Genomic DNA, 783 nt, shown 5'->3' with positions numbered 1-783 from the left:
AAACCTGCTGGTATGTCGGATTGTGAGTGAAGCCGCCAGCATACCCGACAGAGGTGGAAACGACGCCGTCAAGTTGCCAGAACAAGCGTTCAGCACCCCAAAAGCATCCAAGCCCCAGTAATATCTCTTGCTGCCCTGCAGTGGGTGGTGCAAGCAGATCACTCTGGTTGACGAAATGTGGTTCTGATACTGTGATTGGGTATGGATTCCCGGGCAAAGCCGTTGCTTCAGAAACCATTTGTTGTTTGTTAAGCATGTCTGTGTTCCTTTTAGAAGTATCTATACGCTTTAACCGTCTTAAATATACGACTAACTCTTTAAATTAGACCGTTTTATTGCTTGAATTATTACAGACGTGCTATTGAATTAGCTGTATGATTTCCTTTTGATTCTTAACGTATTGATAACGTCTCACCAATTAAACATGATAAGAATAACTTTACCAGTTCTGATTGGCACCTTGCTGTCATCAAGCCTTGCCTTTGCTGATGTCTCTCTTGAAATTGAGGGGCTAGATGGGGCGCTTGAAGACAACGTGGGTGCTTATCTGAGTGCCATTCCGGAAGAAGAATATTCCATATCTCTACGTTTTCAATCCCGTTTAGAATCCATGATCAGAGAAGCGGTGAGTGCGCTGGGCTATTACCATCCTAAAATCACCTTTACCCCCTCTGAAGATGACAGTGAATTACTGGTGACAGTTGAGGCAGGTGAGCCTGTTGTTATCTATGCCTCAGATATCGTGATTTCCGGAGAAGCGGAAAATGATCCTGATTTTCTAGC

General features: G+C 44.1%; 2 protein-coding genes. One reads left to right on the top strand and one right to left on the bottom strand.

The features are described 5' to 3' along the window. The coding region (locus KIV40_RS31800; RefSeq protein ID WP_285353313.1) for a peptide-methionine (S)-S-oxide reductase at positions 1 to 256 on the bottom strand (256 nt) is incomplete at its 3' end. A 168-nt stretch (positions 257 to 424) separates the two neighbouring features. Between KIV40_RS31800 and KIV40_RS31795 the strand changes: the two genes are divergently transcribed. Continuing rightward, the coding region (locus tag KIV40_RS31795) for a POTRA domain-containing protein (protein ID WP_285353312.1) at positions 425 to 783 on the top strand (359 nt) is incomplete at its 3' end.

Source organism: Vibrio sp. D173a, from assembly GCF_030248475.1.
Note: the sequence above shows the minus strand (reverse complement) of the source record. Positions and strands in the feature narration are given on the sequence as shown.